Source organism: Sagittula stellata E-37 (assembly GCF_039724765.1).
GTDB classification, from domain to species: Bacteria; Pseudomonadota; Alphaproteobacteria; order Rhodobacterales; family Rhodobacteraceae; genus Sagittula; species Sagittula stellata.
Window position 1 is genome coordinate 3,870,051 of record NZ_CP155729.1, and the last position, 23,260, is coordinate 3,893,310.

Genomic DNA, 23,260 nt, shown 5'->3' on the forward strand with positions numbered 1-23,260 from the left:
GGCCGTGGCTCGGGCACGAAACCCGGCTGCGCAGAGGTCCCTCCGTCGCGCCCGGGCCGGCCCCGAAGGTCAGACCGCCACCGGCGAAGCACGCCCTCAAGCTCCGTCCTCCGAGCCATCGGATGTCGTCGCGAAACCCGGCAGCTGAGAGGCCAAGGGGCGTGGCGCGATCAGCCGGCCCATGAGCAGGCTGTCCACATAGACGCCGTCACGCAACAGGCTGGCGCGCCGGATGCCCTCGTCCTCGAAACCGAACGCCCGATACAGCGCGATGGCCCCGTGGTTGTCCAAGTTGACCTCCAGCTCCGTCCGGATCAGGCCCAGCCAGCTGTCTGCGAGGTCGAGGATCGCGGCCATCAGCGCCCGACCGATCCCCTGCCGGTGATGCAGGTCGTGGACGGTGATCGCCAGCGACCCGGAGTGCGACCGGCGGTCCGGGCCGCGCGTCAGGGTTGTCCAGCCGACAACCCTGCCATCCTTCTCCGCCACGAGGCTGTGGACCCCTTCGGTCCTGGCCCGCACCCGCTCTGCCACCCAGTCCGCCCTCTGCCAGGGCAGCCGTCCGGTGCCCCATTGCACGGCGGGGCGCAGGATCATTTCGTGCAGGGCGGGGATGTCGCGTTCCTCTGGCGCACGCAGGATAAGATCGCTCATGCCGCCGTTTCCCCCCGTGAACCCTGTGCCTTCCGGAGTTCGCAGTGGGCCATCGCCGGGTAGTCGAATAGCCGCCCGCCACGGTTCTCGGCGATCACCGCGTCGAAATGGCTGTCCTCGGTCCCGCAGTGGCGATCGGGCTCCGAGGCCCCGAACGGCTGATCCTCGATGCCGGGGCTGGCCATCCGGCCGTCAGGTATCCGGGTATGGCACACCGGCTCGTGTCCGGCATCGAACGGTCGGATCGCCGGGCAGCCGCCCGGCCCGGGATTTTCGAAAGGCGGGACCGGTGCGGGGCCCAAGACATGGCGGCCCTCCAACGGGGCGGTGGCGGCGTGGCCGTGGCGGCGACTGGATTCATGGAGCTTGACGTGCCTCGGGCCGCAACCGTGGACTGTGTACCCGTTGCGGGCCTTGCCCTCTTGGCCTGACATGTCCCCCTCGCCCCCTCTCCTGACCTTCCCCTTCCTGGTCCTCACCCGGGACGAGGAGTATAAAACCCTGCGGCATTGACCGGACTCAGAACCTTCGAAGGTCCGTCCCGAACCAACTTTGCCCAGAGACAGGTTCCCTCTTCCGCTTCGCGAAAGGCCCAAGGAAAGGGCGAGGACCCGGCAAGGCGCGAGGCTCCGTGAAGACGGCCGGAGCGCCCGGGACAGGGGCGTCCGTTCCAGAGTGCCCTGCACGGCATGCTGGTCGCCGGTGCCCTTCGTGTCGTCGTCAAGGCTCTTCATCTCGACAAATCCCGCCATATCTATACAACTAGACTCATTATTGCAGATGACGCCCTCGGGCGCGAGTCGGAAAGTGTGCACCTTGGGCAAGGAACCATCAAAGCGGACGCCGCTCTGGGCAGGAATTGCCCGCGCACTGCGGGAAGAGATTGCCGAAGGCCGTTATCTCCCGGGAGACAAGCTGCCGACCGAGGCGCAGATGGCGGAGCGCTTCGGGGTGAATCGGCACACGGTGCGGCACGGGGTGGCGGCGCTGGTGGAGGCCGGCGTGCTGCGGTCGCGCCGGGGATCGGGCGTCTTCGTGGCTGCTGCGCCGACACAGTATCCCATCGGCGCGCGCGTGCGCTTCACCGAGAACCTGCGCCGCGCGGGCCGGACGCCGGGGCGAGAAATCCTGGGACAGGAGGTGCGCAACGCCAGTACCGGCGAGGCACAGGTATTGGAGGTGGCGGAAGGCGCGCGGGTGCTGGCGACCCATTCGCTTTCGTTCTCCGACGGGCAACCGGTGGCCCTGGCGGAGTCGGTCTACCCGCTCGACCGCCTGCCGGGACTGCCGGAGGCTCTGGCGGAGGGCAAGGGCGTGACTCATGCGCTGAACGCGGCGGGCGTGTCGGACTATACCCGCGCCTCGACCCGGATCACCGCCGTGGCGGCATCGGCGATGCAGGCGATTCACCTGCACCTGCCGGAGGGCGCACCGCTTCTGAAGACCACCAGCCTGAACGTCGACACCGAGGGCGTGCCGACAGAGTTCGGGCGGACATGGTGGGCGGGCGACCGGATCACCCTGACGCTGGAAGATTGACGTCCCGGCGCGCGCCCTGCCCGGGTCACGCCCGTGATGAAGGCGCGCAACGCGCAGCGCCCTTCAGGGGCCATCCACATTTAGACCTTGTCTGCACGGCAGGCCGGCACCGTGGCCTTCCTCGGTTTCCATTGCGTGAAAAGCAGCGCGTCAATCCCAGAAGCGTCGGTCGCAAGCCTCGGACCGCCTGATGTGTTCGGCGCGCGCCGGGTCACGGGACCGATACAAAACAGTCACCCCGATGATACATAGCCCGCCTATGCGTATCTGGAATGGCAACCAGAAGCGCGGACGAAACGGTGACCGATCGCACGATCTTCCTGTCAGATGTCCACCTCGGCACGCGCGGTTGCCGGGCGCGGCTGCTGGCGGAGTTCCTAGCGAAGCACGATGCGGAAACGCTTTACCTTGTTGGCGACATCGTAGATGGCTGGCGGTTGAAGAAGGGCTGGCACTGGCCCGAGGACCACAACGCGGTCATTCAGGCGATCCTCGAAAAGGCGCGTAGCGGCACACGGGTGATCTTCATCCCCGGCAACCACGACGAGGTCTTTCGCGACTATGTCGGGCTGCACCTTGGCGGGATCGAGCTGAAGCGGCAGGACAGTTTCACGGCGGCGGACGGTCGGCGCTACCTTGTCACCCATGGCGACGAGTTCGATGCGGTGGTGGCCAACGCAAAGTGGCTCGCCTGCCTTGGCGACAGTGCCTATGCCGCGCTGATCTGGCTCAATCCGAAGATCAACATGGTTCGCAGGCTCTGGTCGCATCGGTACTGGTCACTGTCGAAATGGTCGAAACAGCAGGTGAAGCAAGCGGTCAACTACATCTGCAAGTTCGAGGAGGTGCTGGCGCTCGACGCCCGTCAGAAAGGGTTCGACGGGGTGATCTGTGGCCACATCCACCATGCCTCGATCCGCGAGATCGGCGACATCCGCTACATCAACACCGGGGACTGGGTCGAAAGCTGCACGGCGGTCATCGAGAACGCGGCGGGCGAGATGCGGCTGGTAGACTGGGAAGCCCGAAAGAACCGGCAGTTCGTCCTTGAACGGCGCAGCCGCAAGCGCGCCCGGATCGCCGCGCAGTCGTCACACGCACAGCTTGAACAGGAAGCGCAATGAGCGACACCACGCAGGCCCTCATCGCAGAGGCCGTCTACCAGAACCGCACATGGTCGCTGGGCACGCTGTCGGACCGGATGTTTGCCCGGCTGTTCCGGGGCCTTGTCTACCCGCAGATCTGGGAGGACCCGGTTTGCGATATGGTGGCGCTTGGCCTGACGGCAGAGGACGACATCGTGTGCATCGCCTCGGGCGGCTGCAACGTGATGTCGTACCTGGTCGCGGCGCCAACCTCCGTCACTGCGGTGGACCTGTCGCCATGGCACGTGGAGCTGAACCGGCTGAAGCTTCTGGCGGCCCAGACCCTGCCCGACCACGCGGCTTTCTACGACCTCTTCGGCCATGCCGACCGCCGCGGGAACGTGGCGCTCTTCGACCGCTACATCCTGCGCAGGCTGGACCCGGAGGCACGGGCGTTCTGGCAGGGACGTGAAGGTTTCATCCGGCGCAAGGCGCTGTTCTCGCGTGGCTTTCATCGGTATGGCGTGCTGGGCCGTTTCCTTGGCGCGGTGCATCTTGTCACCCGCATGTCGGGCGTGCGGTGGGACGGTCTGCTGACGGCCACCACGCTGCAGGAACAGCGCGTCTTCTTCGATACTCAGATCGCGCCGCTGTACGAGACGCGGCTGGTGCGTTTTGCCGCGCGGCGTCGGGCGTCGCTGTTCGGGCTTGGCATCCCGCCCGCGCAATACGACAAGCTGGCGGCGGATGCGGGCGGCGACGTCATCCCGGTATTGCGGGAACGGACGCGCAAGCTGTTCTGCGATTTCCCCATCGCCGAGACCTACTTTGCCTGGCAGGCCGCGACCCGCGCCTACAAGCCCGAAGGCGATGGCCCAGTGCCGCCCTACCTGGAACGACAGAACTTCGAGGCGGTGCGCGCCGCCGCGCCCCGTGTGTCGGTCTGGAACCGCTCGATCACCGACGCGCTGGCAGAGGCACCCGCCGCGTCGAAGTCGGTCTATGTGCTGCTGGATGCGCAGGACTGGATGACAGATGCGCAGCTGACCGCGCTGTGGGAACAGATCACCCGCACCGCCCGGCCCGGCGCCCGCGTTCTGTTCCGCACCGGCGGCGCGGCGGACATCCTGCCCGGGCGCGTGCCAGAGGCTCTGCTCGGCCAATGGGTTTATGATGAAGCCGCCTCCGCCACCGCCTTCGCCACCGACCGCTCCGCCATCTACGGCGGCGTGCACCTGTACCGGAAGGCCTGAACATGACGATGACCTCGGATCACGGTCGGCTGATGGACGACGTCTATCGCTATCAGCGGCTGTTCTACGACGTGACTCGCAAATATTACCTGCTGGGCCGCGACGAGTTGATCGACCGGATGGACGTCCGCCCCGGCCAGTCGGTGCTTGAGATCGCCTGTGGCACCGGGCGCAACCTTGCGGCCCTGCGCGCACGCCACCCGGACGCGCGGCTTTACGGGCTGGACATCTCGGAGCAGATGCTGCTCTCGGCGCGGCGCAAGCTGGGCGCGGGCGTGGTGCTGGCGCAGGCGGACGCCTGCACCTTCGATGCGCAGTCGTTGTTCGGCATCGCCCGTTTCGATCACATCGTCTGTTCCTACTGCCTGTCGATGATCCCCGACTGGCAGCGCGCCGTGGACGAGGCGCTGCGCCATCTCGCTCCCGGCGGGCAGTTGCATATCGTCGATTTCGGCGATCAGGCTGGGCTCCCGCGGTGGTTCCGGACCGGATTGCGGGCGTGGCTCGCACGGTTCCATGTCGCGCCTCGCGACCGGCTGACCGATACGCTCGACAACCTCGGCGGGCGTGTGGCGCGCGTGGAGCACAGAGGACTGTACCGCCGCTACACCGTCCACGCGCGGGTGACCGGCTGAGCGCCGGACCGCCCCTGCGGTCCCGCGATCCCGTCCGCGCCAGTCCATCCGGTCCACCGGCGCACGACAGACCAGCCGCGCCCGCGTGGCGTACAGCAGGTGCCCCGCGCCCGGCAAAACGGTCAGGCTGACTCTCGGGTGCGCTTCGGCAAGGCGGACGATGTCGTCAGCATGTCCTGCTCTTCGACCTTCAACGCGGTGGTGAAGGACTTCGAGGCCGGGGACACTTTCCAATTTACCGACCTCAACGCCGGAGGTCCGGTCCGCCTTTCCTTCACCTGCTCCGGCAACTCCGGGCAACTCGTCCTCGACGTCGGGGGGCAGACGGACAGCCTGTCGTTGTTCACCGGCAGCGGCAGTTTTACCGGCGTCACGGACGCGGATTTCAGCGTGACGACGAGCGTGTCCGGCGGGATCGAAGTAGAGACCTCGCTCGATTTTCTGGTGTGAATGCGCGTTCGTGCAACGCAGAGGGGGCCGGTCGGCCGGCTGGCCCATTTTCCTTCGTGGACCGGTCTGACGGCGCCGAAGACAGGTCAGCTTTCCACGGCGCCCGACGTGGCCATGAACTGCTCGACGGAGGGTGTCACCCGCTCGAACTGGTCTCGCTGCCGGGCGTAGAGGTGCCCGCCCAGCCGCCCCACCGCGTCGATGCCGATCTGGTCGACCTGCAGCGTTTCGGGGTCGACCAGCGTTTCGCGCACGAACATACGCCTGACCTCTCCCAGCACGATGACACGCGCGGGCGTGACAGGTACGGTCTGCACGAGGTGGCATTCGAAGGCCGCGGGCGCAGCGACAATGCGCGGGCTGCGCACGGTTTCGCCCGGCACGGTTTCAAGCCCCGCGACCGACAGTTCGTCCACGTCCGACGGGAACTTTATCGAGCAGATCTCCATCTGGTCCACCAGCGCGTGGTCGGAAATGTGGACAGTGAACTCCTGCGTGGCGAGGATGTTGGCTGCGGTGTCCTTCGGCGTGCCGTCCGGCCTGTTTTCGATACCGATGGCCATGATCGCCGGATCGTGGGTCAGGATGTTGAAGAAGCTGAACGATCCGGCATTCGGGGTGCCGTCTTCCGACAGCGTCGTGATGAGGGCGATGGGGCGCGGGATGACCGTCCCGATCAGAAGCTTGTACCGCTCTTTCGGGGTCAGTCTGGCGAAATCGAAAACGTGGCTCTTCATCGGGTGTCCTTCCGGCGGGGCGCCTTCCGGTCTGGCATCCGATGCGGGCCGGGTCCAGTCGCCGCGGCGCTGCATCACGCTTCGCGCCAGGCCAACGCCTGCGGAACAAGCATCTACCCCGGCGTTTCAGACGCTGATCGTGGCCTCGACCGCGCGGCGCCATGCGCCGTATTTGGCGGTGCGCGTCTCTTCGCTAATTGTCGGGGCGAAACTGCGCTCCAGCGCCCAGCCCCGGGCGAAAGCCTCTTGATCCGGATAGACACCGGCCTTTTGCCCGGCCAGCCATGCAGCGCCAAGGGCCGTCGTCTCCAGCACCTTCGGGCGGTCCACGGGGGCCCCGATGATGTCCGACAGGAACTGCATGGCGAAATCCGATGCGCTCATCCCGCCGTCCACCCGAAGCGTGGCGGCGTCGGATGCGTCCGCTCCCATGTCCGCCTGCATCGCGGTCAGCAGGTCGCGAGTCTGGTAGCCCACGCTTTCGAGTGCGGCGCGCGCGAACTCGGCGGGGCCGGAATTGCGGGTCAGCCCAAACACCGCGCCACGGCAATCGGCGTTCCAGTAGGGCGCGCCGAGGCCCGTGAAGGCCGGGACAAGCACGAGGTCCTGCGCCGGGTCGGCCTGTTCGGCCAGGGCCTGCGTCTCGGCCGCGGTGCGGATGATCTTCAGCCCGTCCCGCAGCCATTGCACCACCGCGCCCGCCACGAAGATCGACCCTTCGAGCGCGTAGGTCGGCTTGCCGTCAAGCTGATAGGCGATGGTGGTGAGCAGTCGGTTTTGCGACCGGACGGGCGTGTCGCCAGTGTTCAGGAGCGCAAAGCAGCCTGTGCCATAAGTCGACTTCAGCATGCCCGGTTCGAAACAGGCCTGCCCAACGGTCGCCGCCTGCTGATCCCCGGCGATGCCGAGGATCGGGATCGGGCGGCCGAAGAGGTCCGGCCGCGTCTTTCCGAAGTCGGCGGCGCAATCACGCACCTCCGGCAGCATGTCCATCGGAATGCCCAGCCGGTTGCAGATGGTGCGAGACCAGCGCCCTTTGCGGATATCGTACAGCATGGTCCGCGCGGCGTTGGTGGCGTCGGTGACGTGCACCGCGCCCCCGGTCAGGTTCCACAGGAGCCACGTGTCGACCGTGCCGAAGACCAGCTCTCCGGCCTCGGCGCGTGCACGCGCGCCATCCACGTTGTCGAGCAGCCATGCCAGTTTCGTGCCGGAGAAGTAGGGATCGAGCAGCAATCCGGTGCGGTCTGTGACGGTGTCCTCGAAGCCCTCCTCCTTCAGCGTCCGGCACATGCCGGAGGTGCGGCGGTCCTGCCAGACGATGGCATTGTGTACGGGTTTGCCGGTCTTGCGGTCCCAGACCAGTGTGGTTTCGCGCTGGTTGGTGATGCCGATTGCGGCGATGTCGGTTGTGCCAGACTTCTCGATGGCGGCGCGGCATGTGGCGGCGGTTGTCGCCCACAGGTCCGTGGCCTCGTGCTCGACCCAGCCGCTGGCGGGGAAGTGCTGGGGAAACTCCTCCTGCGCGGAAGCCACGGCCGTCATCGACGCGTCGAATACGATGGCACGGGTCGAGGTGGTGCCCTGATCGATGGCCAGAATATGAGTCATGACCGCCTCTCCTCAAAGCGATGTCGGGGCGCCGTTGCGGCACGTCATTTGGGGAAAATCCAGAAAGACCGGGGCCCGATCAGGGGCCCCGGTCAAGAAGACGGCTTACTGCCAGGATTTGATCAGCTCGTCATAGGACACGGTCTTGGGCTCTTCGTCCTCGTTGTCCAGCTTCGCCTTGGGCGAGCCTTCCATCGCAAGCCACTCCTGCGGGTCCTTCTCCTCGTTCAGCTTGGGGCCGATGTCGCCTTGGATGCCGGCGCGCTCCAGACGCTCCATCACCCGCTCCTGATCAGCACAAAGCGCGTCGAGCGCCTCTTGCGGGGTCTTGGCGCCCGACATGGCGTCGCCGATGTTCTGCCACCACAGCTGCGCCAGCTTCGGGTAGTCCGGCACGTTGGTGCCCGTGGGCGACCACGCGACGCGGGCAGGCGAACGGTAGAATTCCACCAGGCCTCCCAGCTTGTCCGCACGCTCGGTGAAGGACTCGTGGTTGATGGAACTGTCGCGGATGAAGGTCAGGCCGACGTGGCTCTTCTTCACGTCCACGGTCTTGGAGGTCACGAACTGCGCGTAAAGCCATGCGGCCTTGGCGCGGTCCTCGGGGGTGGACTTCATCAGCGTCCAGGAACCCACGTCCTGATAACCGATCTTGGTGCCCTCTTCCCAGTAGACGCCATGCGGCGACGGGGCCATGCGCCACTTGGGCGTGCCGTCCTCGTTCATCACCGGCAGGCCGGGCTTCACCGTGTCGGCGGTGAAGGCGGTGTACCAGAACATCTGCTGAGCGACGTTACCCTGCGCCGGGATCGGGCCTGCCTCGGAGAAGGTCATGCCCGCGGCTGCCGGGGGCGTGTACTTTTCAAGCCACTCGATGGCCTTGGTCACGGCATAGACGGCAGCGGGGCCGTTGGTCGCGCCACCGCGGGCGACACAGGAACCGACGGGCTGCGAGTTCTCGTTCACGCGGATGCCCCATTCGTCCACCGGTAGGCCGTTCGGCTCACCCTTCGATCCGGCGCCCGCCATCGACAGCCACGCATCGGTGTAGCGCCAGCCGAGGCTCGGGTCCTTCTTGCCGTAGTCCATGTTCCCGAAGACTTCGCCGTCCACACCCATGTGCGACAGGTCACGCCCGGTGAAGAACTCGGCGATGTCCTCATAAGCCGACCAGTTGACCGGCACACCCAGCTCGTAGCCATATTTCTCCTGGAAATCGGCCTTGTTCTTTTCGTCGTTGAACCAGTCGTAGCGGAACCAATAGAGGTTCGCGAACTGCTGGGTCGGCAACTGGTACAGCTTGCCGTCGGGCGCAGAGGTAAAGGCCGTGCCGATGAAGTCGTCGAGGTCGAGGCCGGGGTTGGTCACATCCGCGCCTTCATTCGCCATCCAGTCGGTCAGGTTGCGCACCTGCTGATAGCGCCAGTGCGTGCCGATCAGGTCGGAGTCGTTGACATAGGCGTCATAGATGTTCTCACCCGACTGCATCTGGGTCTGCAGCTTCTCGACCACGTCGCCTTCGCCGATCAGGTCGTGGGTGACGTTGATGCCGGTGATGGCGGTGAAGGCCGGCGCAAGCACCTGGCTTTCATATTCGTGCGTGGTGATGGTTTCCGAGACCACCTTGATGTCCATGCCCTGGAAAGGCTGGGCGGCGTCCACGAAGAACTGCATCTCCGCTTCCTGTTCCTCGCGGGTGAGCGACGACATGTCGCCGATCTCCTCGTCTAGGAACGCACGCGCGGCGTCCATGTCGGCAAAGGCCGGACCCGCAAGGATCAGCAGCGCTGCCGTGGTTGATTTCAGCTTGTAGTTCATGTTCGGTTTCCTCCCATTTCAGAACCGTTTTTTCCGGGTATTTCCGTCGTGGCCGGGCTCCTCTTGCCCCGGTCACTCCGGCCTGTGCCTACACCCAGCGGAACACCGCCGCGGCGTAGACGAGACAGACGATCAAGGCGTAAAGCTGCGTGTCCGGCCCCACGAGGCCGAGCCACGCGAGATTGATGAAGGCGGACCCCAGCAGCGTGATGAACAGCCGGTCGCCCCGTGTGGTCTCGATCCGGAGGATGCCGGTGCGCGGCGTCTCCGGGAACTTGATCGCGAGGATCGTGAAGAGGATCAGCAACGAGGCGATCACCATGAAGAAGATCGCGGTCGGCCAGGTCCATGCCATCCAGTCCATTGGTCAGGTCTCCTCGAAGCTTCGGACCGTAAATTCACGCATCCGCATTTTGTCTTTCAGAATGGGCTTTCCGGTTAGCTCGAGCACCCAAACCCCTTCGGGCGTTTCGAAATTCCAGAAGTTTCCCTCTCTATGACGTACTGTTCCACCAAGCCGGGAATTGTCTGCGAACTCTATGTAGGCTGGCTGGTTGTTACCCGGCGCAGGATGAGCCACAGGCTGAAACTCGTGGTGCGTCAGAACTGCGCCGATTTCCATGCGCTCATAATTTGAAGTAAAGGCTTCCATCATACTCTCCCAAGTGCAAAACCCTTGGCGATGTAGTTGCGCACGAAGTAGATTACGAGCGCCCCCGGCACGATGGTCAGGATGCCCGCCGCCGCCAGGACCCCCCAGTCGATCCCCGATGCGCCCTGCGTACGGGTCATGATCGCGGCGATGGGCTTTGCGTCCACCGTGGTCAGCGTCCGCGAGAGCAGCAGCTCGACCCACGAGAACATGAAGCAGAAGAAGGCCGCGACGCCGATTCCGCTGGCGATGAGCGGCGTGAAGATCTTCACGAAGAAGGCGCCGAACGAATAGCCGTCGATATAGGCCGTCTCGTCGATTTCCTTCGGCACGCCGCGCATGAAGCCTTCGAGGATCCAGACCGCCAGCGGCACGTTGAACAGGCAGTGCGCCAGAGCGACGGCGATGTGCGTATCGAAAAGACCCACCGACGAGTAGAGCTGGAAGAACGGCAGCGCGAAGACCGCCGGAGGCGCCATGCGGTTGGTCAGCAGCCAGAAGAACAGGTGCTTGTCCCCCATGAAGCTGTACCGAGAAAAGGCGTAGGCGGCGGGCAGCGCCACGGCGAGGCTGATGACCGTGTTCATCACCACGTAGATCAGCGAGTTCACGTAGCCCATGTACCACGCGGGATCGGTGAGGATCGTGCGGTAGTTGTCGAGCGTCAGGTCACGCGGAAACAGGGTGAAGGCGTTCAGGATCTCCGTGTTGGTCTTCAGGCTCATGTTCAGCAGCCAATAGATCGGCAGCAGCAGGAACAGCAGGTAGAGCGTCATCACCACGGCAGAGCCATTGGGCCGGAAGGGGCGGCGCGTCCTGGCCTGCGCGCGTTTCGCGGTCACGTCGCCCGGAAGGGACGCCGCTCCGGGGGCAGAGGTCGTGTCGGCCATCGGTCAGCCCTCCCGTTTGTCGAGGTTGGTCATGACGGTGTAGAACACCCATGAAATCAGCAGGATCACGAGGAAGTACATCAGCGAGAACGCCGCCGCCGGTCCGAGGTCGAACTGTCCCAGCGCCATCTTCACCAGGTCGATGGACAGAAGCGTCGTAGCGTTGCCGGGGCCACCGCCTGTGACGACGAAGGGCTCGGTGTAGATCATGAAGCTGTCCATGAAGCGCAGCAGGATGGCGATCATCAGGACGCCCATCATCTTGGGCAGTTCGATGAAGCGGAACACCTTCCAGCGCGACGCCTGGTCGATCTTGGCCGCCTGGTAATAGGCATCGGGGATCGATTTCAGCCCTGCAAAAGCGAGAAGCGCGACAAGCGAAGTCCAGTGCCAGACGTCCATCACGATGATGGTGATCCACGCCGCGACAGTGTCCTGCGTGTAATTGTAGCTGACCCCGATGGCGTCCAGCATGTAGCCCAGTAGGCCGATGTCGACGCGCCCGAAGATCTGCCAGATGGTGCCCACCACGTTCCATGGAATGAGAAGCGGCAGGGACATGAGCACGAGGCAGAGGCTCGACCAGAAACCGCTCTTGGGCATGTTGAGCGCGACGAAGATGCCCAGCGGGATCTCGATCGCGAGGATGATGGCCGAGAACATCAGCTGCCGTCCCAGCGCATTCCACATCCGTTCGGACGAGAGCATCTCCTCGAACCATTCGAGCCCGGCCCAGAAGAACTGGTTGTTTCCGAACGTGTCCTGAACCGAGTAGTTGACCACCGTCATGAGCGGGATCACCGCCGAGAAGGCGACCAGCAGCAGGACGGGAAGGACAAGGAACCAGGCCTTCTGATTGATCGTCTTTTCCATCACGCGGCCTCCCCTGCCGGTGCGCTCCGCCCGAGCGGGGCGACACGCCAGTCGTTGGCGTAGACGTTTACGTGGTCCGGATCGAAGACGACGCGGTTCATGTCCGCGCCGATCTGCTCGTCCTCGCCGGCGATGATATTGATGTCGTGGCCGGAATACTCGGCCCGGATGATCTTGTGGCGGCCCACGTCCTCGACGCGGTTCACCTTCACCGGCACACCTTCCGTCTGGCTGAGGCGCACGTATTCCGGGCGGACGCCGATCTCTACTCGGCCGTCGAGCGGACCGTAGCTGTCGGCCAGCGGGATGACGTCGCCATCGAGATGTGCGGTGGAACCCTCGACCCGCGCGGGGATGACGTTCATGCCCGGCGAGCCGATGAAATAACCGACGAAGGTGTGTTCGGGCCGCTCGAACAGCTCTTCGGGTGTGCCGATCTGGACGACGCGCCCGTCGTACATCACCACGACCTTGTCGGCGAAGGTCAGCGCCTCCGTCTGGTCGTGCGTGACGTAGATCATCGTGTGACCGAAATCGTGGTGCAGCTTCTTCAGTTGCGTCCGAAGTTCCCACTTCATGTGCGGGTCGATGACGGTCAGCGGCTCGTCGAAGAGCAGCGCGTTCACGTCCTTGCGCACCATCCCGCGTCCCAGCGAAATCTTCTGCTTCGCATCCGCCGTCAGGCCGCGCGCCTTCTTCTTCAGCATGTCTTCCATACCGATCATTCGGGCGATTTCCTGAACGCGTTCAGCGACATAGCTTTCTTCCCGACCCCGGTTGCGCAGCGGGAAAGCCAGATTGTCCTGCACGGTCATCGTGTCGTAGACAACCGGGAACTGGAACACCTGCGCGATGTTGCGCTCTGCCGTGGGCGCATGGGTCACGTCCTGCCCGTCGAACAGGATGCGCCCCTGGCTGGGATGCAGCAGCCCCGAGATGATGTTGAGCAGCGTGGACTTCCCGCACCCCGAAGAGCCGAGCAGCGCATAGGCCGCGCCGTCGTCCCAATCGTGGTTCAGCTCCTTCAGGGCAAAGTCATCCTCGCCCTTCGGGTTCGGCAGGTAGGAATGGGCGAGGTTGTCGAGCGTGATCTTGGCCATTGTCCCCTCCCCCTCAGGCCGCCAGCGCGTAGGCGGCGGGCGCGACGAGATTGCCGTCTTCGCCGAAGATGTAGATGTGACGCGGGTCGAGCCAGACGCTCAGTTTCTCGCCAAGCGACAGATGGTGAACTCCGTGGATCAGGCCGACCCAGCGTTCCCCGTGGTGGTCCAGATGCACGAAGGTCTCCGATCCGGTCAGTTCGGTCACGCCAAGCGTCGCCTTGAACTCGATGGCGTCGGCGGCGTGGCGCATGATCTCAAGGTGGTTGGGACGGAAACCCGCCGTGTAGCGGCCATCGGCCAGAGCCGCGATCTGGCCCGTGGCCGGCGCGGTCTGACCGTCACCGAACGCAATCTGGCTGCCGGTCTTGGTGATCTGCAGGAAGTTCATCGGTGGATCGCTGAAGACCCGCGCCGTCGTGGCATCGACAGGCTGGCGATAGACCGAGGGCGTCGGACCGAACTGGGTGATCCGCCCTTCCCAGAGCGTCGCGACATGGCCTCCCAGCAGAAGCGCCTCCTCCGGTTCCGTCGTGGCGTATACGAAGATGCTTCCCGAGGCCTCGAAGATCTTCGGGATCTCGACGCGCAATTCCTCGCGCAGCTTGTAGTCGAGGTTCGCCAGCGGTTCGTCCAGCAACACCAGACCGGCGTTCTTGACCAGCGCGCGGGCCAACGCGCAGCGCTGCTGCTGACCGCCCGACAGTTCCAGCGGCTTGCGCGACAGCATCGGGGTGAGCTTCATCATCTCTGCGGTCTCGCGCACGCGGCGGTCAATCTCGGCCTTGTCGACCCCCATCAGCTTCATCGGCGAGGCAATGTTGTCGTAGACGGTCATCGACGGGTAATTGATGAACTGCTGGTAGACCATGGCGACCTTGCGGTCCTGCACGCGCTGTCCGGTCACGTCGTCGCCGTTCCAGAACACCTTCCCCGTCGCCGGAGCGTCCAGCCCGGCCATCAGCCGCATCAGCGAGGTCTTGCCCGAAAGCGTCGGCCCCAGAAGGACGTTCATCGTGCCCTTTTCCAGCGTCAAGTCGGTGGGGTAGATATGCGTCTGCCCCTCCACGATCTTGGACACGCCCTTCAGTTCCAGCGTCATCCGGTCCTCCCCTTCATTCGGCTGCCGCAGAGGCGTCGCGCCGGTTCTGCGTCATCCATGTGTTCAGTGCCTCGATCTGCGCCCGATCCAGCCGGAGACCCAGCTTGTTGCGGCGCCAGACCACGTCCTCGGCGGTGCGGGCGAATTCGTGGTCCATCAACCAGGTCACTTCCGCCTCTGTCATCGTGGCGCCGAAATCCTGACCCAGGTCCGCCGCTGCCTTCGCGTCGCCGAGGACCTTTTTGGCTTCCGTGCCGTAGGCCCGGACAAGGCGTTTCGCCCAGAACTCGGTCAGGAAGGGATACTTCGCCTTGAGCGCGCCGATCTGGTCTGCCACGCCCGTCACCGGGAAATCGCCGCCGGGCAAAGGTACGCCCGCAGTCCACGCGCCCTTTGTCACCTTCAGTTGCGTGCCGATCTTTTCCAGCGCGCTTTCGGCCAGGCGGCGATAGGTGGTGATCTTGCCGCCGAAGATGTTCAGCATCGGCGCGCCGGTGCTGGTGTCGACCTTCAGCGTGTAATCCCGCGTCGCCGCCGTGGCGCTGCTGGCACCGTCGTCGTACAGCGGGCGGACGCCGGAATAGGTCCAGACCACGTCCTCGTCGGTCAGGTCCTTGCGGAAATAGTGATTGGCGAAGTCGATCAGGTAGCGCCGTTCTTCCGGCGTGCATACCGGCTTGACCGACGGATCGTCATGTTCGGCATCGGTGGTCCCGATCAGGGTAAAATCCGTCTCGTAGGGGATCGAGAAGATGATCCGCCCGTCCGTGCCCTGGAAGAAATAGCATTTGTCGTGGTCGTAAAGGCGCTTGGTCACGATGTGGCTGCCGCGCACGAGGCGCACGCCTTCGCGCGAATTCACACGTACCTTGGTCTGGATGATGTCGCCGACCCAAGGCCCGCCGGCGTTGACCAGCATCCGCGCTTTGTGCGCCCGGGTCTCGCCGGTCTCGGCGTTGACCGTCTCGATATGCCACAGACCGTCTTCGGGGTGCGCCGACTTGACCTTCGTCCGCGTCAGGATCTCTGCCCCGCGCGCCGCCGCGTCGCGGGCGTTCAGAACCACCAGCCGGGAATCCTCGATCCAACAGTCGGAATATTCGTAGGCCTTCTCGAAACGATCCTCCAGCGGCTTGCCCTCGGGCGCGGCGCGCAGATCGACCGTCGATGTGCCCGGCAGGATTTTCCGTCCTCCGAGGTTGTCGTACATGAACAGTCCCAGCCGGATCAGCCACGCAGGGCGGCGCCCCTTCATCCACGGCATGAACAGGCTGAGCAGCTTCGATGTCGGCGTCTCGGACTCGAAGCGCATGTCCTTGTGGTAGGGCAGCACGAAGCGCATCGGCCAGCTGATGTGCGGCATGGCGCTCAGCAGCACCTCGCGCTCGATCAGCGCTTCGCGGACAAGGCGGAATTCGAAGTATTCGAGATAGCGCAGACCGCCATGGAACAGCTTGGTGGAAGAGGACGAGGTGGCGGAGGCCAGGTCGTTCATCTCGGCCAGCGTCACCGACAGACCACGTCCCGTGGCGTCGCGCGCGATGCCGCATCCGTTGATGCCGCCACCGATGATGAAAAGATCGGTAACCGTATCGGCTGCGGTATGCGTCACGCGATTCCCCCCTATGATGCGCGTATCTGCATCATTTATGTTCACAATAACCAATTTACGCAAGCGTTTTCTTTCGTTTGTGTTCGCTTTTGGATTTCCCCGACCACTCAAAGGTTTACCGGTCCGGCCCACATCGCGCCCGCGCACCAACCGCAACAAAATGCGGGCAGAAGGTTGCGGAACCGCGCATTTGCAACGACCTTTCCGAAGAGGCAGGCTGACCAAAAGCGCGCCGCGCATCTGCAATTCGAAAGTAACGAACGTGTCCCAAACATTCCGCCATCCGGAGATTCTCGACATCGTCCGCCGCGAAGGGAAGGTCACCGTGGACGGGCTGGCCGCGCATTTCGGCGTCACCCTCCAGACCATCCGCCGCGATCTGACCGACCTCGCCGAAGCCGGCCGACTGGAACGGGTGCACGGCGGTGCGGTGATGCCGTCAGGGACAACCAACATCGAATACGGCGAACGGCGATCCCTGAACCGCGAGGCCAAGCACGCCATCGCGCAGGCCTGCGCCGCGCAAGTGCCCAATGCCATCTCGCTTTTCCTGAGCATCGGAACGTCCACCGAAGCGGTGGCCGAGGCGCTGCTGCACCACGAGAACCTGATGGTCGTCACCAACAACATGAACGTGGCCAATATCCTCGCCGCCAACCCGCGTTGCGAGATCCTCCTGACCGGTGGGCAGTTGCGCCGCGCCGACGGCGGACTTGTCGGCAATCTCGCGACCGAGACCATCCGGCAATTCAAGTTCGATCTGGCGGTGATCGGGTGTTCGGCGCTGGATCGCGACGGCGACCTGCTCGATTTCGACATTCAGGAGGTCAGCGTGAACCAGGCCATCCTGCGCCACTCGCGCAAGACCTTCCTCGTGGCCGACCAGACCAAGTTCGCCCGGACGGCCCCCGCGCGCATCGCCTCTCTGTCTGACGTCGACGCCTTCTTTACCGACAAACCCCTGCCCCCCAGCCTTGCCGCACAGTGCAAGACCTGGGGCACGCGCGTCGTCATGCCGGACTGAAGCGGCGGGCTGTCGACGTCTGGACGGCGCGCAACGATCCCGGTCGGCAGGCCTGGCAGACTGACCGCTGTCCTGCCCGCCCGTGACTGTGGCGACGTGCAGGAATTTACCGGCTCCGGTCCGGTTCGCGCGGCCAGCGGGCCGCAGGCGCGGTGCGACATGCCGAAGCCCTTGTCGAAGGTCACGCGCGCGGGCTACGAGGGGACGACTGCCGCCAGCCCTGACGGTTGCTGCGGCGCGCGCCTGACGACATAGCTTCCGGACCCGTGACTTGGACATACTCGCCAACCAAACCGTACTGATAGAAATCGCGGCGGCGCTCGTGCTGGCCGGTGCCGCCATAGGTTTCCTTGCCGGTCTGTTCGGCGTTGGCGGCGGCGCGATTTCCGTTCCCGTCTTCTACGAGATCTTCGGCGCGCTCGGGTATCCGCCGGACATCGCGATGCCCGTCGCCGTGGGCACATCGCTGGCCGTGATCATCCCGACCTCGATCGTGTCGGCACGCGCACACAACGCCAAGGGCACGCTCGACATGGCGATCCTGAAGACATGGGCCGTGCCGGTGCTGATCGGTGTGATGCTGGGTTCGTTCATTGCGCGCTACGCCGCACCCGAGGTCTTCCAGGCCGTCTTCGTCACCATCGCCAGCGTCAACGCCGTAAAACTATTGCGGAGGGGCAAAAGCTGGCAGTTGCGCGACACGCTGCCCGGCCCGTGGGTGATGCGGCTGGGTGGCGGCGGGATCGGCCTCGTCTCGGCGATCATGGGGATCGGCGGCGGTGCGGTGTCGAACCTGTTTCTCACACTGCACGGCGTGCCGATCCACCGCGCGGTTTCGACCTCTGCCGGCGTCGGCGTCCTGATCGCGATACCGGGCACCGTTGGGTACATCCTTGCGGGCATGGGCAAGGACGGCCTGCCGCCAGCGTCCCTTGGCTTCGTCTCGCTCGCCGCATTTGCGCTGACGATTCCCACGTCGCTGCTGACCACCCGCTTCGGCGTGGCGATGGCGCACCGGATGGAACGGCGCGCGCTGGAACTGGCCTTCGGTACCTTCCTCGCGCTCGTGGCGCTGCGCTTCCTCTACGCGCTGTTCGCCTGACCGCGAGGGGGCATTCCGCCATTAGTCGGCACGAACGCCTATTCCGGTTCGGTCCGCATCGCCTTCGACCTGCCGTCGATCAAGCCGGTCGAGGCGATCCGCCAGACCCCTGCCGCCATGCCCCAAGCCATGACGTCCGATCTGTTCGGGTTGGCGAATAGGATAGGCATGGCTCACCCCGCCGCGAGATCAGGATCCGAAAGGACCGCGGCGTGGATTTCCGCCGGAGTGGCGCACCAGACGCCATCCATCGCGGCCACTTCGGCCAGCGCCTCTGCCACGGGTCGCAGGCGCCACGGCTGGCCGGATATGAAGCTGTGAAGCACGACGCTCATGACCACCGGGTGCCTCGACGCCATCAGTTCCTTTGCCTCGTCCCGGATCATCGCCGCAAAGCCACGGGCGTCCAACTGGCGGCCGACCATCGTGGTGCTGTCGTTGAGTTCGGCGGCATAGGGAATGCTCAGGATCCGCCCCGTCCCCGCCCGCAGCCACACCGGCTGGTCGTCAAGCCGCAGGTCCAGCAGGTAGCGGTACCCGGCACCATGGAGGCTTTTCAGCGAGGTCGGCGTATGCGCGAGCCAGGGCGAGGACCAGCCTCCGGGCGCGGCGCCTTCTTCACGTGCGATGCGTTCGAGAACCTGACAGACGTAGCCCTGCTCCGCCCCTTCCGGCAAGGCTGTCAGGCTGTCGGAATTGGAATGCCCATGCCCCACGATCTCGGCTCCCACGGCGCGGGCGGCGGTCAGGACCTCCGGTGCCTCGTCATACACATCGGTGTTCAGCAGGACCGCCGGTCGGATACCTGCGGCCGCCAAGCGGTCGAACAGGCGGAACGCCCCTACCCTGTTGCCAAAGTCCCTCCATGCTGCGTTCACGAGGTCGGGTGCGGCGCCGCGCGGCAGGATGTCTTCTGTCATGCCGCCGTCGGGACGGTAGCTTTCGACACCTACCGCCACCCAGAGCGCAACCCGCGCGCCGTTGGGCCACCTGCCCTCCGGGCGCGCCGGAAGGGCGGAGTAGGACCACGGCAGCGTCATGCCAGACCCCCTGTCAGCTTTCGGGTCATGCCGACATCCCGGGCGGCGGCTCGGTCGTGGATGGCGCGATAGACCGGAAGCAGGCCGGCCACTTCGTCGGCGGCGCGGCGCAGGATCGGAGCCAGGCCGCCAAAGACATCGCGCGCCTCGTCCAGCAAGGCGGCTTCGTCCACGGAAACCACGCGCCCGCTCTCTGCCACGACCCGGCCCGCCACCATGGTCATCCGCACGGAGCTGCCGTTTTCGACGTGAACCAGCTGGCGGAAAAGGTCGTTCATCGGCAGGAAGGGCAGCGACGACAAATCGACGAGGATCAGGTCAGCCGGTGCGCCCGCGTCGAGCGTGCCGAGGCCGGGCCGCCGCATGGCTTCTCCCCCGCCGACAGTCGCCGCGTGCAGCACCTCATGCGCCGTGGGCCAGCGGTCGGGATCGTCGCCGGACAGCGTGTGGATCATCCCGGCGGTCTTCATCACCGACCACATGTTCACTGCATCGTCGGCGATGGCCTCGTCCACACCGAGCGAGACGGAGATGCCCCTGTCCAGCATCTCGCGCAACGGCATCACGCCCGAGCCGAGCCGCAGATTGCTGATCGGGTTGTGCGCCACCTTCGCCCCGGCTGCCGCGATCAGGTCCAGATCGCAGGCGTCGACCCAGATCGCGTGGATCACCTGCATCCGGTCGGTCAAAAGACCCAGGTCGTGCGTGTATCGCACGAGGGAGCGTCCGCCGAACCTTTCATGACCGAGCACGCGCTGCAGCTTTGTCTCCAGCATGTGGGCAAAGACCGGCAGATCGTACTGACGGCTCAGACCATCGAGCGCGGCGAAGTAGTCCGGACTGACGCGCTGCGGCGCCGAGCAGGACACCGCAGCGGCGATGCGCCCGTCTTCGGCTCCGTGCCAGCGGTCAACAAGGTGATCGTAGAGCGCCAGCAGATCGCGCGCGGTCAGCTTCGGGCGGCGGGCGAGTTGCGGCCGCAGGTCGTCGAGAGCCAGTGCATCGAGGAACGGCAGCTTCTCCAGTTCCGACAACTCTGGCTCATCAAGGGCAAGTGTCGCGCGGATTCCGCTGTCGGCATAGGCCTGCGCCACCGCGTCGATGATCTCGGGCGTGGGTTCGGGCACGAAGAAGCAGTCGTCCATCACCGCCGTCGTCCCACCCCGCAGCATCTCGATACAGCCGAGCATGGTTCGGAGGTAGGCCTGCCGGGGTGTCGGGCGCAGCGTTTCCAGCGCCGGGCTTTCGTACAGCATGAAGAGTTCGAGCGGCAGGCAGGGCAGACGCCCCTTCATGTGGTTCACGGAGGAATGGAAGTGGGCGTTGATCAGCCCCGGCATCAGCAGGTCGCCCTTGCCGTCGATGACAGTGGCGCCGGGCGGCACCGCCAGTGCATCGCCCGAACCGACGATCCGGCCTCTGGTCACCAGAAGGTCCGTCGCCGCGGTCATCCCCGTGTCGGAACAGGGGTCGAGCAGGTGCACATTGCGGAACAGGGTACTTGTCATGCCGGGAGGTCCCCGGCGATCAGCCGGGTCAGCGCCGGAGAGAGGCCGATGGTTTCCGCGATGGGTACGGGGCGGGACGGCAGCGGCGCGCCGCCCGTGACCCGCGCAACGCTCAACGCCACCGCAGCCGCCCCGTCGCTGACGGGAATGCTGGCACGTGGGGCGAGGCGCGCGGCCATGCCGACGACGGCCGCACCGAGGATGACCGCCGCGCCCGCGCCGGCCTTGGCCAGACGGTCCACCGCGGCAAGAACAGCATCGTCCCGCGCCTCGGCGTTCAGGTATTCGGCACGGGTGGCGAACTCGATCACCTCCCAAGCAACGGGCGCATGGCCGTAGCCTTCGAGAAGACGCCGGTAGAGTGGCCGACTCGACGCGCCGAAGATCACCACGCCGACCGGCGCTTCCCCAGCTGCGGCCAGCGCCGCTTCCGTCAGCCCGGTGACGGGCACCGGAAGCAGTTCGGACAAGGCGCGCAACGCCGTGTCGAAGGAGATGGCGAGGATCACGCCGTCACACCCGAGCGCATGAACGGCGGCCAGCTCCAGTGCCGCGTGTCCGGCGATCAGGTTCTCTGCCTCGGTCGTCACGATGCGCGCCCCGAACCCGCCGTTGACTCCCTCTATCGTGACGCCGGGCGGGGCTATGCGCATGGCCTCGGCCACGAAGGCGCCGGTCACCTCCGCCGATGTGTTCGGGTTCAGCGCCAGAAGCCGCATCACAACAACCCCGGAAAGACCGCGATCAGCGCGACGACCGCAAGGATGCAGGCGAGGAACGGCAGCACACCGAGGATGACCGTCCCGACCTGTCCACGTCCGCGCACGCTTTGCGTGACATAAAGGTTCATGCCCACGGGCGGCGTGATCAGCGCCAGTTCGCACATCATCACCAGGAAGATGCCGAACCACACGCTGTCGTACCCCAGATGCGTGACCACCGGCAGCACGATGGGGATGGTCGCGATCATCATCGCCAGAGCATCCAGGAAACAGCCGAGGATCAGATAAAGTACCACCAGCAGCATCAGCATGGTGACCGGCCCGACCTCCAGCCCCGACACGAAGGCCGAGACCTGCGCAGGCACGCCCAGCACACCGAGGATGAAGTTCAGGTAGAATGCCGCGACGAGGATCAGCAGCGTCATCGCCGTGGTCGTCACGGTGGACAACATCGCCTCGCGCAGCATGGGCCAGGTCAGCGACCGGTATGCGGCAGTCAGGATCAGCGCACCCACGACGCCCACGCCCGCGGCCTCTGTGGGCGTGGCGAAGCCTAGGTAGATCGACCCCATCACCAACACGAAGATCGCCAGAGGCGGCAGGAGATCGCCCAGCCGCTTGCGGCGCTCGGGCCAGGGCGCCATGCGCTCCGGTCGTCCGGCCACGGCGGGGTTCAACAGGCTCGCGACGATGATGACCCCCATGAAGGCCAGCGCCAGCACGATGCCCGGCAGGATCCCCGCAAGGAACAGCGCCCCGATGGAGGTGTTGGTGATTGCACCATAGATGATGAGGTTGATCGACGGCGGGATGAGAATGCCCAGCGTGGCGCCGGAGGCGACGCTGCCCGCCACCCAAGCCTCGGCGTAGTTCTGGCGGCGGAAGGTGGGAAAGGCCACCGTCCCGATGGTCGCCGCCGTGGCCACCGACGAGCCGGAGATCGCCGCAAAGACCGTCGAGGCGGCGATATTCGTGTGCAACAGGCCCCCCGGCAGCGGTCGTGTCCAGTCCGCCAGCGCGCGGTACATGCGCTCGGTCACGCCGCCCCGGACGAGGATTTCGCCCATCAGCACGAACAGCGGGATAGCGACCAGCAGGAAGTTGTTCAGCGTGCCCCACATCATCGTCCCGAAAGGCCGCAGCATCGCATCCCCGAAGAACAGCCAGGCGCCGGTCAGCGCCACGGTGAACAGGGCCGTCGCAATGTGCTGTCCGATGAACAGCAGGAACAGCAGCAAGCCAAAGCCGATGGCCGCGCCTTCAATTCCGAGCATCGTCGCTCTCCCCGGTGTGGTCGATGTAGTGGCCGACTTCCTCATCGACGGTGGGCGGGCCGTAGTGTGCTTCGACGGCGCTTGGATCGGTCCGCAGAAGGAACAACGCGTGCAGCGTGGTCAGGCAGGCGACCAGCGCGAAGATCGCCGTCCCCGCCACCCACACCGCTTGCGGCACCCAGAGCGGGGTCTGCAGCGGCGTGTTTGTCACCGCGCCAAAGCGCATGGTCTCGGACAGTTCGCCCCAGGCGTGCCAGGCCATGAACAGGCCAAGCGCCGCAATGCTCGCCTGCGCCAGCACGTGCAGGGCCGCACGCAGGCCCAAGGGGAACATCCGCAGGAAGATGTCGATCTTCGGATGCCCCCGGTTGAGCAGCGTCAGCGACAGGCCAAGCGATCCCACAAATGCCAGAGCATAGCCGCCCAGTTCATCCGTGCCCTGGATCGACGCGCCAAAGACGTCACGACCGACGATATCGACGAAGATCAGCACTGCGAGAACGAGGACCGACGCACCCGCGACAAGCGCGAGTGCGAAGGCCAGTCCCCGGGCAAGGCCCAGTATCCGAACCATGGTCA

At 65.3% G+C, this 23,260-nt stretch carries 25 protein-coding genes; 7 read left to right on the top strand and 18 right to left on the bottom strand.

Annotated features, from left to right (window positions below; genetic code table 11):
- Positions 1 to 96 precede the first annotated feature (96 nt).
- Together ABFK29_RS18465 and ABFK29_RS18470 are read right to left on the bottom strand one after the other, a co-directional pair.
- Positions 97 to 654, bottom strand: a complete 558-nt coding sequence (locus ABFK29_RS18465) for a GNAT family N-acetyltransferase (RefSeq protein WP_005861077.1) — start codon at positions 652 to 654, stop codon at positions 97 to 99.
- Positions 651 to 1,406 (bottom strand): alpha-D-ribose 1-methylphosphonate 5-phosphate C-P-lyase PhnJ, encoded by a 756-nt coding sequence (locus tag ABFK29_RS18470; protein WP_332306610.1) that lies wholly within the window; start codon positions 1,404 to 1,406, stop codon positions 651 to 653. The genes ABFK29_RS18465 and ABFK29_RS18470 overlap by 4 nt, the downstream gene beginning before the upstream one ends.
- A 64-nt stretch (positions 1,407 to 1,470) precedes the next feature.
- On the opposite strand from ABFK29_RS18470, the gene phnF reads away from it, so the two are divergent.
- The 5 genes from phnF (at position 1,471) to ABFK29_RS18495 (ending at position 5,616) form a co-directional block, all read left to right on the top strand.
- Positions 1,471 to 2,193, top strand: a complete 723-nt coding sequence (phnF, locus tag ABFK29_RS18475; protein ID WP_005861084.1) for a phosphonate metabolism transcriptional regulator PhnF — start codon at positions 1,471 to 1,473, stop codon at positions 2,191 to 2,193.
- Between the two features lie 299 nt (positions 2,194 to 2,492).
- Positions 2,493 to 3,317: a UDP-2,3-diacylglucosamine diphosphatase gene (locus ABFK29_RS18480; RefSeq protein WP_347099716.1), complete on the top strand. Its 825-nt coding sequence runs from the start codon at positions 2,493 to 2,495 to the stop codon at positions 3,315 to 3,317.
- Positions 3,314 to 4,531, top strand: coding sequence for a DUF3419 family protein (locus ABFK29_RS18485; protein ID WP_005861088.1), 1,218 nt, complete (start codon positions 3,314 to 3,316; stop codon positions 4,529 to 4,531). The genes ABFK29_RS18480 and ABFK29_RS18485 overlap by 4 nt, the downstream gene beginning before the upstream one ends.
- A gap of 2 nt (positions 4,532 to 4,533) precedes the next feature.
- Complete coding sequence (locus ABFK29_RS18490; protein ID WP_005861089.1) at positions 4,534 to 5,166, top strand: class I SAM-dependent methyltransferase; 633 nt, start codon at positions 4,534 to 4,536, stop codon at positions 5,164 to 5,166.
- A 138-nt stretch (positions 5,167 to 5,304) separates the two neighbouring features.
- On the top strand, positions 5,305 to 5,616 hold the full coding sequence (locus ABFK29_RS18495; RefSeq protein ID WP_005861091.1) for a hypothetical protein: 312 nt from the start codon (positions 5,305 to 5,307) through the stop codon (positions 5,614 to 5,616).
- Between the two features lie 86 nt (positions 5,617 to 5,702).
- On the opposite strand, the gene ABFK29_RS18500 is transcribed toward ABFK29_RS18495, so the two are convergent.
- The 10 genes from ABFK29_RS18500 to glpD all read right to left on the bottom strand — a co-directional run bounded on the left by ABFK29_RS18500 (position 5,703) and on the right by glpD (position 16,011).
- Positions 5,703 to 6,353, bottom strand: coding sequence for a flavin reductase family protein (locus ABFK29_RS18500; protein WP_040604834.1), 651 nt, complete (start codon positions 6,351 to 6,353; stop codon positions 5,703 to 5,705).
- 126 nt (positions 6,354 to 6,479) lie between these two features.
- Complete coding sequence (glpK, locus tag ABFK29_RS18505; protein ID WP_005861095.1) at positions 6,480 to 7,964, bottom strand: glycerol kinase GlpK; 1,485 nt, start codon at positions 7,962 to 7,964, stop codon at positions 6,480 to 6,482.
- A gap of 105 nt (positions 7,965 to 8,069) precedes the next feature.
- Positions 8,070 to 9,782, bottom strand: coding sequence for an extracellular solute-binding protein (locus ABFK29_RS18510; protein WP_005861097.1), 1,713 nt, complete (start codon positions 9,780 to 9,782; stop codon positions 8,070 to 8,072).
- A gap of 88 nt (positions 9,783 to 9,870) precedes the next feature.
- Positions 9,871 to 10,146, bottom strand: coding sequence for a DUF2160 domain-containing protein (locus ABFK29_RS18515; protein WP_005861099.1), 276 nt, complete (start codon positions 10,144 to 10,146; stop codon positions 9,871 to 9,873).
- A gap of 3 nt (positions 10,147 to 10,149) precedes the next feature.
- The gene (locus ABFK29_RS18520) at positions 10,150 to 10,434 is read right to left on the bottom strand and encodes a hypothetical protein (protein ID WP_157136549.1); all 285 of its coding nucleotides are present in this window, start codon (positions 10,432 to 10,434) and stop codon (positions 10,150 to 10,152) included.
- Positions 10,434 to 11,324 carry a carbohydrate ABC transporter permease gene (locus ABFK29_RS18525; protein ID WP_005861103.1) on the bottom strand — a complete coding sequence of 297 codons (891 nt, stop codon included), beginning with the start codon at positions 11,322 to 11,324 and terminating at the stop codon, positions 10,434 to 10,436. Before ABFK29_RS18525 ends, ABFK29_RS18520 begins: the two co-directional genes overlap by 1 nt.
- Positions 11,325 to 11,327: 3 nt before the next feature.
- On the bottom strand, positions 11,328 to 12,197 hold the full coding sequence (locus ABFK29_RS18530) for a carbohydrate ABC transporter permease (RefSeq protein ID WP_005861105.1): 870 nt from the start codon (positions 12,195 to 12,197) through the stop codon (positions 11,328 to 11,330).
- Positions 12,197 to 13,297, bottom strand: a complete 1,101-nt coding sequence (locus ABFK29_RS18535; protein ID WP_005861107.1) for an ABC transporter ATP-binding protein — start codon at positions 13,295 to 13,297, stop codon at positions 12,197 to 12,199. Before ABFK29_RS18535 ends, ABFK29_RS18530 begins: the two co-directional genes overlap by 1 nt.
- A gap of 13 nt (positions 13,298 to 13,310) precedes the next feature.
- The gene (locus tag ABFK29_RS18540) at positions 13,311 to 14,399 is read right to left on the bottom strand and encodes an ABC transporter ATP-binding protein (RefSeq protein ID WP_005861109.1); all 1,089 of its coding nucleotides are present in this window, start codon (positions 14,397 to 14,399) and stop codon (positions 13,311 to 13,313) included.
- Between the two features lie 13 nt (positions 14,400 to 14,412).
- A complete protein-coding gene (glpD, locus tag ABFK29_RS18545) occupies positions 14,413 to 16,011 on the bottom strand; it encodes a glycerol-3-phosphate dehydrogenase (protein ID WP_005861111.1) in 1,599 nt (532 codons plus the stop codon).
- 262 nt (positions 16,012 to 16,273) lie between these two features.
- Between glpD and ABFK29_RS18550 the strand changes: the two genes are divergently transcribed.
- Positions 16,274 to 17,035 carry a DeoR/GlpR family DNA-binding transcription regulator gene (locus ABFK29_RS18550; RefSeq protein ID WP_005861114.1) on the top strand — a complete coding sequence of 254 codons (762 nt, stop codon included), beginning with the start codon at positions 16,274 to 16,276 and terminating at the stop codon, positions 17,033 to 17,035.
- 271 nt (positions 17,036 to 17,306) lie between these two features.
- Complete coding sequence (locus ABFK29_RS18555) at positions 17,307 to 18,137, top strand: sulfite exporter TauE/SafE family protein (protein ID WP_005861116.1); 831 nt, start codon at positions 17,307 to 17,309, stop codon at positions 18,135 to 18,137.
- A gap of 38 nt (positions 18,138 to 18,175) precedes the next feature.
- Here ABFK29_RS18555 and ABFK29_RS18560 read toward each other — a convergent pair whose 3' ends face one another.
- From ABFK29_RS18560 to ABFK29_RS18585, 6 genes are read right to left on the bottom strand one after another with little or no spacing between them, the layout of a single operon-like run.
- On the bottom strand, positions 18,176 to 18,307 hold the full coding sequence (locus ABFK29_RS18560; protein WP_005861118.1) for a hypothetical protein: 132 nt from the start codon (positions 18,305 to 18,307) through the stop codon (positions 18,176 to 18,178).
- Between the two features lie 3 nt (positions 18,308 to 18,310).
- Complete coding sequence (locus ABFK29_RS18565) at positions 18,311 to 19,177, bottom strand: polysaccharide deacetylase family protein (protein WP_005861119.1); 867 nt, start codon at positions 19,175 to 19,177, stop codon at positions 18,311 to 18,313.
- Complete coding sequence (locus tag ABFK29_RS18570; protein WP_005861121.1) at positions 19,174 to 20,685, bottom strand: amidohydrolase family protein; 1,512 nt, start codon at positions 20,683 to 20,685, stop codon at positions 19,174 to 19,176. The genes ABFK29_RS18565 and ABFK29_RS18570 overlap by 4 nt, the downstream gene beginning before the upstream one ends.
- A complete protein-coding gene (locus ABFK29_RS18575; RefSeq protein WP_005861123.1) occupies positions 20,682 to 21,404 on the bottom strand; it encodes an aspartate/glutamate racemase family protein in 723 nt (240 codons plus the stop codon). The genes ABFK29_RS18570 and ABFK29_RS18575 overlap by 4 nt, the downstream gene beginning before the upstream one ends.
- The gene (locus tag ABFK29_RS18580; RefSeq protein ID WP_005861125.1) at positions 21,404 to 22,681 is read right to left on the bottom strand and encodes a TRAP transporter large permease; all 1,278 of its coding nucleotides are present in this window, start codon (positions 22,679 to 22,681) and stop codon (positions 21,404 to 21,406) included. The genes ABFK29_RS18575 and ABFK29_RS18580 overlap by 1 nt, the downstream gene beginning before the upstream one ends.
- Positions 22,668 to 23,255: a TRAP transporter small permease gene (locus tag ABFK29_RS18585; RefSeq protein WP_005861127.1), complete on the bottom strand. Its 588-nt coding sequence runs from the start codon at positions 23,253 to 23,255 to the stop codon at positions 22,668 to 22,670. The genes ABFK29_RS18580 and ABFK29_RS18585 overlap by 14 nt, the downstream gene beginning before the upstream one ends.
- Between the last annotated feature and the right edge of the window lie 5 nt (positions 23,256 to 23,260).

Bases quoted from the DNA above. Each gene is read 5' to 3' on its own strand.
- ABFK29_RS18465 (WP_005861077.1), bottom strand. From the start codon at position 654: ATGAGCGATCTTATCCTGCGTGCGCCAGAGGAACGCGACATCCCCGCC.
- ABFK29_RS18470 (WP_332306610.1), bottom strand. From the start codon at position 1,406: ATGGCGGGATTTGTCGAGATGAAGAGCCTTGACGACGACACGAAGGGC.
- ABFK29_RS18485 (WP_005861088.1), top strand. From the start codon at position 3,314: ATGAGCGACACCACGCAGGCCCTCATCGCAGAGGCCGTCTACCAGAAC.
- ABFK29_RS18490 (WP_005861089.1), top strand. From the start codon at position 4,534: ATGACGATGACCTCGGATCACGGTCGGCTGATGGACGACGTCTATCGC.
- ABFK29_RS18500 (WP_040604834.1), bottom strand. From the start codon at position 6,353: ATGAAGAGCCACGTTTTCGATTTCGCCAGACTGACCCCGAAAGAGCGG.
- glpK (WP_005861095.1), bottom strand. From the start codon at position 7,964: ATGACTCATATTCTGGCCATCGATCAGGGCACCACCTCGACCCGTGCC.
- ABFK29_RS18510 (WP_005861097.1), bottom strand. From the start codon at position 9,782: ATGAACTACAAGCTGAAATCAACCACGGCAGCGCTGCTGATCCTTGCG.
- ABFK29_RS18515 (WP_005861099.1), bottom strand. From the start codon at position 10,146: ATGGACTGGATGGCATGGACCTGGCCGACCGCGATCTTCTTCATGGTG.
- ABFK29_RS18520 (WP_157136549.1), bottom strand. From the start codon at position 10,434: ATGGAAGCCTTTACTTCAAATTATGAGCGCATGGAAATCGGCGCAGTT.
- ABFK29_RS18525 (WP_005861103.1), bottom strand. From the start codon at position 11,324: ATGGCCGACACGACCTCTGCCCCCGGAGCGGCGTCCCTTCCGGGCGAC.
- ABFK29_RS18530 (WP_005861105.1), bottom strand. From the start codon at position 12,197: ATGGAAAAGACGATCAATCAGAAGGCCTGGTTCCTTGTCCTTCCCGTC.
- ABFK29_RS18535 (WP_005861107.1), bottom strand. From the start codon at position 13,297: ATGGCCAAGATCACGCTCGACAACCTCGCCCATTCCTACCTGCCGAAC.
- ABFK29_RS18540 (WP_005861109.1), bottom strand. From the start codon at position 14,399: ATGACGCTGGAACTGAAGGGCGTGTCCAAGATCGTGGAGGGGCAGACG.
- ABFK29_RS18560 (WP_005861118.1), bottom strand. From the start codon at position 18,307: ATGCCTATCCTATTCGCCAACCCGAACAGATCGGACGTCATGGCTTGG.
- ABFK29_RS18565 (WP_005861119.1), bottom strand. From the start codon at position 19,177: ATGACGCTGCCGTGGTCCTACTCCGCCCTTCCGGCGCGCCCGGAGGGC.
- ABFK29_RS18570 (WP_005861121.1), bottom strand. From the start codon at position 20,685: ATGACAAGTACCCTGTTCCGCAATGTGCACCTGCTCGACCCCTGTTCC.
- ABFK29_RS18575 (WP_005861123.1), bottom strand. From the start codon at position 21,404: ATGCGGCTTCTGGCGCTGAACCCGAACACATCGGCGGAGGTGACCGGC.
- ABFK29_RS18580 (WP_005861125.1), bottom strand. From the start codon at position 22,681: ATGCTCGGAATTGAAGGCGCGGCCATCGGCTTTGGCTTGCTGCTGTTC.
- ABFK29_RS18585 (WP_005861127.1), bottom strand. From the start codon at position 23,255: ATGGTTCGGATACTGGGCCTTGCCCGGGGACTGGCCTTCGCACTCGCG.